The sequence below is a fragment of the Corynebacterium sp. genome, assembly GCF_012837295.1.
GTDB lineage: Bacteria > Actinomycetota > Actinomycetes > Mycobacteriales > Mycobacteriaceae > Corynebacterium.
Map to the genome: position 1 here is coordinate 1 of NZ_DURI01000008.1, position 7217 is coordinate 7217.

Below are 7217 nucleotides of genomic sequence, written 5' to 3' on the forward strand. Positions count from 1 at the left end.
CACCTGCCGCAGTCCGTGTGCGGCGGCCGCGGCGGCGAGATCCCGCTGATCGTCGGCGGCCGCCGGGGTCAGGTCCGCGTGGTGGTCCACCGCGACGTGCTCCGCACCGAACGCCGAGACCAGGTCGGCGAGGTGCGGCAGCCAGGCGACGTCGGCCAGCACCTGCCATTGCCCACCGGCGGCCTCCGCCAGCTGCGGCAGCGCCGGATACCGGGCCACGCCCTTCTCCCCGCCGGACATCAGCGCGTCGTTGATGGCGTGGCTGAGCCGCCGGTACCCCTCCGGCCCACGCGCCAGCACCGTCAGCGGCGCCTGCGGCAGCGACAGCTCCGCGCCGATGATCGTGGCCAGCCCCGCCTCCGCCGCCGCCTCGGCGAACCGCGCCACGCCATAGAAGCCGTCGCGGTCCGCGATGCCCAGCGCCGTCAGCCCCAACCGCACGGCCTCGTCCACCAGATCCGCGGGATCCGACGCCCCGTGCAGGAAGGAATAGCTGGAGCGGCAATGCAGGTCGACGCCGCCGACGCCACCGCCACTCCCCGACGCGGCCACACCTCCATTCGCCCGGGCATTCGCTTCTCCGCCAGTCGCATCGCCCGCCGCACCGCTCACCGCACCATTCGCCGCCCCACCGGCGGCGGCATGGCCACCACTCCGGCGATTCCCGTTCATGCCGTACCCCGGCGTGAGCTTCCCCACCGACTTGCCGGAGAGGATCCTCTCGATGCGCGACCAGCTCAGCGGACCTTCGCGGCGCGAACCACCGGCACCGCCGGCATCGCCGGAACCGGCGCCGCCATCACGGCCATCGCCACCGACGCCTCCCGCGGAACCCCTCCACACGCTCATGGCCCACACGGTAGACCCGCACGGGGATTTACGCGAACACCCATTCGAACACGCCAGGTCATGAAGGTGAACCACGCCGCTGAACGACCGTCGCAAAGCAATCCGCGAACACCGCACGACCCGCGACGCCGGGAACGAGATTCACGACGCTTTCCACTCGATCCGCCCCGGGTGCTACGCTGATCCCACAACAAGACAGCTTGGTCTATTCGCGAACAGCGCGACGGGCCCGCATCAAAGGAGAAGCACATGGCATTGCGACGTTTCGCAGCCGGCGCCGTCGCCCTGGCCTTCGCGGCCACCGGCCTGGTGGCCTGCGGCAACGACGAGCCCGCGGCACCCCTCGCCGAGGGCGACACCATCCGCATCGGCACCACCGACCGAGAGAAGGAGGCGTGGAGCGTCTTCGAGACGAAGGCCGCCGACGCCGGCATCGACCTCGAGGTCGTGGAGTTCTCCGAGTACCCGCCGGTCAACACCGCCCTGTCCGAGGGCGAGCTCGACGTCAACCTGTTCCAGCACCTCAAGTACCTGGCGCAGTACAACGTCGGCTCCGACCAGGACCTCACCCCGATCGGCTCCACCGAGATCGTCCCGCTGGCGCTGTTCTGGACGGGCGGCGACAAGGTCGAGGACATCGAGGACGGCACCGAGGTGGTCATCCCCAACGACTCCACCAACCAGGGCCGCGCCCTCAGCGTCCTGGAGAAGGCCGGGCTGATCGCGCTCAAGGGCGATTCCGCCAACCCGTCGCCGCTGGACATCGACACGGAGAAGTCCCGCGTCAGTGTCACCCCGATCGACGCCGCCCAGACCACCGCCGCCTACGGCGAGGGCACCCCGGCCGTCATCAACAACTCCTTCCTGGAGCGCGCCGGCATCGACCCGAACACCGCGATCTTCCAGGATGACCCGGAGGACGCGGCCGCCGAGCCGTACATCAACGTCTTCGCCACCACGCAGGCCAACAAGGACAACGCGGACCTGAAGAAGCTGGCGGAGCTGTGGCACGACCCCGAGGTCCTCGCAGCCGTGGACCGCGATTCCCGCGGCACCTCCGTCCCGGTCAACCGCCCGGCCGCCGAGCTCGAGGAGATCCTGGAGCGTGCCGAGAAGGACGCCCGCGAGAACCCCGATGCCGAGTAATCACGGCACGCCCGACCAGCTCGACGCCACCGCCGCCGCCGACGGTTCCGCCACCGCGGACCGCCGGCCCGGCACCCGCGTCGAGCTGCGCGGCGTTTCCAAGGTCTTCGGCTCCGGCAAGTCCGCGACCCGCGCCCTCGACGACGTGACGCTGTCCGTCGAGCCGGGCGGTGTCCTGGGCGTCATCGGCTACTCGGGCGCCGGCAAGTCGACGCTGATCCGTCTGGTCAACGGCCTGGAGTCCCCCACCTCCGGCAGCGTGCTGCTCAACGGCACGGACATCGCCGGGATGAAGGAAAAGCAGCTGCGGGCGGTGCGCCGGGACATCGGCATGATCTTCCAGCAGTTCAACCTCTTCACCTCCCGCACGGTGGCCGGCAACGTCGCCTACCCGCTGGAACTGGCGGGCATGGGCCGCGCCGAGCGCAAGGCCCGCGTCGCCGAGCTCCTCGAGTTCGTCGGCCTCGGCGACCGCGGCGATTCCTACCCGGAGCAGCTGTCCGGCGGGCAGAAGCAGCGCGTCGGCATCGCCCGCGCGCTGGCCACGAACCCGTCGCTGCTGCTCGCCGACGAGGCCACCTCTGCCCTCGACCCGGAGACCACGGCGGATGTCCTGGAGCTGCTGCGCGAGGTCAACCGCACGTTCGGCGTGACCATCGTGCTGATCACCCACGAGATGTCGGTGGTGCGCGCCATCGCCGACCACGTCGCGGTGATGGAAAACGGCCGCGTCGTCGAGCACGCCTCCGTCCACGACCTGTTCGCGCACCCGACCACCGAGGTCGGCCGGCGTTTCGCCGCCACCGCGCTGCGGGACCGTCCGGAGGGCCGGGAGCTTGATTCGGCGAAGGGTTCGCTTGACGACGGCGCCGCCGCACTCGTCACCGTCCGCGTCGACGACGACGTCCCCCTGGGCCACGTCCTCGACGTCGCCCGCGCCGAAGGGCTCGACGCCACCGTGGCGCACGGATCCGTGACCAACGTGCAGGCCCGGTCCTTCGGCCGATTGACTCTGCGCCTCAGCGCGGCCGGAACCGGAACCGGAACCGCTGCCGGCGCCGGGGACGCCGCGCACCGCGACGTCGCCGCGGCTGCCGAGCGCGTCGTCGCCAAGCTGTCCGAATTCACCGAAAGCGAGGTCATCCGATGAGCGCAACCACCACCATCACGGCGGCCGCGACCACCGAAATCCTCGCCCGCGACACCAACTGGGACCAGCTCGGCCCGCGCATGTGGGAGGCGTTCGGCGAAACGCTGTGGATGGTCGGCCTGACCATGATCATCGGCGGCCTCATCGGCCTCGCGCTCGGCGTGCTGCTGTACGTCTCGCGCTCGTCGGGCGTCCTGCCGTCGGGCCCGCTGTACACGCTGCTCAACGTGGCCGTGAACTTCGTGCGCCCCATCCCGTTCATCATCCTGGTCACCGCCGTCGGCCCACTGACCAAACTCGCGGTGGGCAAGACCATCGGCACCGAGGCGGCGATCTTCGTCATGGTCATCGCCGCGTCCTTCGCGGTGGCCCGCCTGGTCGAGCAGAACCTCATGGCCATCGATCCCGGCGTCATCGAGGCGGCGCGCGCGATGGGCGCCAGCCCGTGGCGGGTCATCCGCACCGTCATCGTCCCCGAGGCGCTCGGCCCGCTGATCCTGGGCTACACCTTCGCGTTCATCGCGGTGGTCGACATGTCCGCCATGGCCGGCTACATCGGCGGCGGCGGGCTCGGCGACTTCGCCATCGTCTACGGCTACCGCGCCTTCGACTGGAACGTGACACTGGTGACCACCCTGGTGATCATCCTCATCGTCCAGGCCGCCCAGCTGCTGGGCAATTTCCTGGCGAAGAAGGTCATGCGCCGCTAGATCCGCGCCGCTGCGGTGCCGGAAGGTGCCGCGGCGGCAGGGCTCCGCGGCCGAGCGGTGCACCGCCACCGCACCACCTGGTCGGCCCGCGCCGTCGCCGCACCACCGACGCCCCCCTCCTCCCCCTCCTCCCCAAGGAAAGACGCCGGGTGGACAGAAAGATGTGGTCAACCACGTCTTCTGTCCACCCGGCGTCTTTCTCCGTGAACGCCCCGGAAGAATCCCAGCTCAATCGCCGGTGTCGGGGCGATTCCCGGCGCCGGCCCCCGCGAACGCGGGTGCGGCGCTAGAGCTCCGCGGCGACGAGCGCCCGCCAGCCCTTCTTCGGGCCGGGCGCGTCGCCGCAGGAGGAGACGACGCCCTCGGTGACCATCTTCTCCAGTGCCACGCCGAACGCCCGCCCGTCGTCGAACTCCACGACGGCGGCGGCGTCGGCGGCCGGCGCATCGACCAGCACTCCGCGCAGGCGCCGGAGCATCTCCGGCGAAAGCTTCTCCTCGCCGTCCGCGAGCACGGCGTCGGCGACGTCGGACACGGCCACCGCCGCCACCGCGTCGAGGCGCCACTCCCCGGATTCCTCGCGCGCGGCCAGCTCGGCGACCTGTCCGCGGGCGTCCCACACCCCACGGCCGCGGCAGCCCGAGGCATGGAGGACGCCGGACGAGGCGTCGTGAAGCATCTCGTTGGTCTCCACCGCCGACAGCCGGCCGTACGAGTAATTCCACGGCAGCAGCACGAGCGCCGGCGCGAAGCGGTGGCCCTTGGAATGCGAGGTCTCCCACACGACGTCCGGGTGGACGTTGTTGAGCGCCTGCGCGATCGGCCGGCCCTTCACCGCGCAGCAGCGGTCCCGCTTGCCGTGCGTGCACACCAGCAGCAAAGGCTTGTCGACGGCCCGCGCCCCCTCCGTCGGCCGCCCCAGCCGGATGTCCAACGACAGCATCTCCTCGACGTCGGCGACCTGGCGGACCTCGAGATGCGGGCGGGTGATCGCGGCGGTCGCGGTGTCGGCGCCTTCTTCCTCGTCGCCCCCGATCCGCGGCGGGCAGTGCGCCACGTACATGGTCACGCCCCCGCAGGGGATCTGGCCCAGCCGCCCCGGCTTGCGGATCAACTGCAGCGACCCGCCGCGCTCGGCGAGCCACTCCTTGATGCGGCCGGTGAGCTCGTCGCCGAACACCCCGCCGTCGAGGATGTCGTGGCTCCACCCGTACTGGTGCTCGAGCGCGATGAACAGCGTGCCGCTCTTCGCCGTCCCCGGCAGCGGCTCATGTCCGAGGTCGGAGCACACGGAATCCGTCATGCGCCAAGCCTAACAAGGTGGTCTGCGCCACGTTCGCCGCCCCCATCAGGTCACCGTTTTACAACACTTTCAACTCTGTCCCCAGCGACCTGGGCTTTTGCCCCGGCGGCTGATTGCCATTCAAGTGGGGCGGACCTACGGTCGATTCCATGATGTTCGACCTCCGCACCTCGCCCCGATCGAATCGTGCCGCCGCCCGTTCCGTGGTGGCGGTGATCGCCGCAGGCTCCCTGGCCTTCGGCGTCGCCGCATGCTCGTCCGGCGATGACCCGGACGTCGACTCGGCGGTGTCGATGCGCTCGGAGGGCGCGTCGTCGTCGGCCGGCGCCAACGGCAACGGCAACGGCGACGCGGGGTCCAGCACCGGCGGTTCGCCGGCGACGCTGGAGTCGGAGGCCGCCCCGGAGGGCGATTACTCCGCCGCCCCGGCCGAGGCCGCCCCGGCGGACGGTTCTTACCTGGGCATCAAGGACGTCCGCATCGGTTCGCACGACGGTTTCGACCGCATCGTCATCGAGTTCATGGGCGAGGGCACGCCGGGGTATTGGGTGCGGTACGAGGACATGCCGACCCAGCAGGGCAGCGGCAACCCGATCAGCGTCAGCGGCGCGCACAAGCTGGCCATCGACGTCCGCGGCACGGGCTACCCGTTCGACTTCAACGTCGAGGACTACCCCACGGGGCCGGTGAAGCCGGAGGGCACGTCGGCGATTTCGGAGGTTCGCGGGTTCGGCACGTTCGAGGGTTCGACCCAGTACGTCGCGGGCGTCGATGGCGAGCGCCGTCCGTTCAAGGTGTTCAAGGCCCAGAACCCGACGCGGCTGATCATCGACATCCAGACGGGGTAGTTCCCCTCCTTTTTCGCTTTACGACGCACCGGCGCCCCGATCATCGGGCGCCGGTTTTTCGTGCGCCCGGCCCGTGACAGACCCGGTCTTCTCACCGCCGGCCGCACCTCCCCGCCATGCCGTCTGGCCGTGCCTCCCGTCCGTGTCCCGCTACCCGTACCTCCCTTCGATGCGCCACTTCCCGGCGTGGCCGATGAGCAGGAACGCCTGCGGGCCGCGGGAGCCCCTGCCGCCGCCACCGCCGCCGTCCACGGCCACGTGCATGCGGGCGGCGCGGTGCGCGTCGTCGGGGGTCCACCAGCGTTCGTCGACGGGCCACGGCCCGGCCCAGGCGGTGACGGCGTGATCTCGTCCGCCCCAGCGCAGGAGCGCGGGGGTCGCGGTGAGGGTGCCGCGCCCGGTGACGGCGATGGCATTGCCGGTGGCGTCGCACAGTTCGACTTTCGACGCCGGGTGCCGCGCCGACGGCGATGGCGACGGCGACTGTGACTGCAGCCGTGCCCCACCGGGCGTGACGGCCGGATTCGGCGCGGGTAGCGCCCCGGGCCACGGGCCGGAGGCGGCAGGGGCCTCCTCCCCCACGGGGACCATGGCGACGCGTTCGGAGGGGCCGCGCCCGCCGACGTCGACGGGCCTGCGCACGGCTTCCGGCCCTAGCAATCCCTGCACGCGGGCGGCGGCGCGGCCCGCCCGTTCGGAGGCCGCGTCGGCGCCGCCCCACAGCGCATCGCGTTCGACGCCGGCGACGATGACCTCCAGCGGTTCCAGCGTCAGCGCCGCGATGCCGCGGGCGTCGGGGGAATCGTCGGAAAAGTCGAAGTCATCGGGGGCACCAGGGTTGTCATGCGCATCCCCGAAGTCATCGCCGGGGCCATCCACCCCGCGCTTCGCCGAGGTTCCGGAAACCTCACCGGCCGCGGCGATGTTCCGCCCCGTGAGCCATCCGTCGAGTTGCCAGCGCACCCGGTCGGCGGTGGCCGCCTCGCCGAGGGGGCCGGCGCAGCGCCACACGCGGCGCAACTCGGTGCCGTCGGTGAACTCCGCCGTCACCGCCAACCGGTGGCAGGCCAACCCGTGCTCGCGCAGCCGGGCATGCAGCTTCGCAGCCAACGCGCGCGAGATGAACGCCGCCGCATCGACGCGGGTCAGCGTCTCCTCCGGCCGGTGCACGATCGCCAAATCCCGGGGCGGGGTGCGCGGCGACACCCGCC

At 71.4% G+C, this 7217-nt stretch carries 6 protein-coding genes and 1 pseudogene; 4 read left to right on the forward strand and 3 right to left on the reverse strand.

The window, feature by feature from the left end; genetic code table 11:
- A partial coding sequence (locus GX015_RS00240) for a PHP domain-containing protein (protein ID WP_291341897.1) occupies window positions 1–849 on the reverse strand: 849 nt, incomplete at its 3' end.
- A gap of 249 nt (window positions 850–1098) precedes the next feature.
- On the opposite strand from GX015_RS00240, the gene GX015_RS00245 reads away from it, so the two are divergent.
- Genes GX015_RS00245 through GX015_RS00255 form a run of 3 tightly spaced genes read left to right on the forward strand, consistent with a single transcriptional unit; the run spans window position 1099 to window position 3855 of the window.
- Complete coding sequence (locus GX015_RS00245; RefSeq protein WP_291341898.1) at window positions 1099–1995, forward strand: MetQ/NlpA family ABC transporter substrate-binding protein; 897 nt, start codon at window positions 1099–1101, stop codon at window positions 1993–1995.
- Window positions 1985–3145, forward strand: a complete 1161-nt coding sequence (locus GX015_RS00250; protein ID WP_291341899.1) for a methionine ABC transporter ATP-binding protein — start codon at window positions 1985–1987, stop codon at window positions 3143–3145. The genes GX015_RS00245 and GX015_RS00250 overlap by 11 nt, the downstream gene beginning before the upstream one ends.
- The gene (locus GX015_RS00255; protein WP_291341900.1) at window positions 3142–3855 is read left to right on the forward strand and encodes a methionine ABC transporter permease; all 714 of its coding nucleotides are present in this window, start codon (window positions 3142–3144) and stop codon (window positions 3853–3855) included. Before GX015_RS00250 ends, GX015_RS00255 begins: the two co-directional genes overlap by 4 nt.
- 286 nt (window positions 3856–4141) lie before the next feature.
- Here GX015_RS00255 and GX015_RS00260 read toward each other — a convergent pair whose 3' ends face one another.
- Complete coding sequence (locus GX015_RS00260) at window positions 4142–5158, reverse strand: sucrase ferredoxin (protein WP_291341901.1); 1017 nt, start codon at window positions 5156–5158, stop codon at window positions 4142–4144.
- A 149-nt stretch (window positions 5159–5307) separates the two neighbouring features.
- Here GX015_RS00260 and GX015_RS00265 point away from each other — a divergent pair, with 149 nt between their 5' ends.
- Window positions 5308–6006 carry a hypothetical protein gene (locus GX015_RS00265; RefSeq protein WP_291341903.1) on the forward strand — a complete coding sequence of 233 codons (699 nt, stop codon included), beginning with the start codon at window positions 5308–5310 and terminating at the stop codon, window positions 6004–6006.
- A 150-nt stretch (window positions 6007–6156) separates the two neighbouring features.
- Here GX015_RS00265 and GX015_RS00270 read toward each other — a convergent pair.
- Window positions 6157–7217 (reverse strand): annotated as a pseudogene (locus GX015_RS00270) (hypothetical protein); the annotation flags it as partial.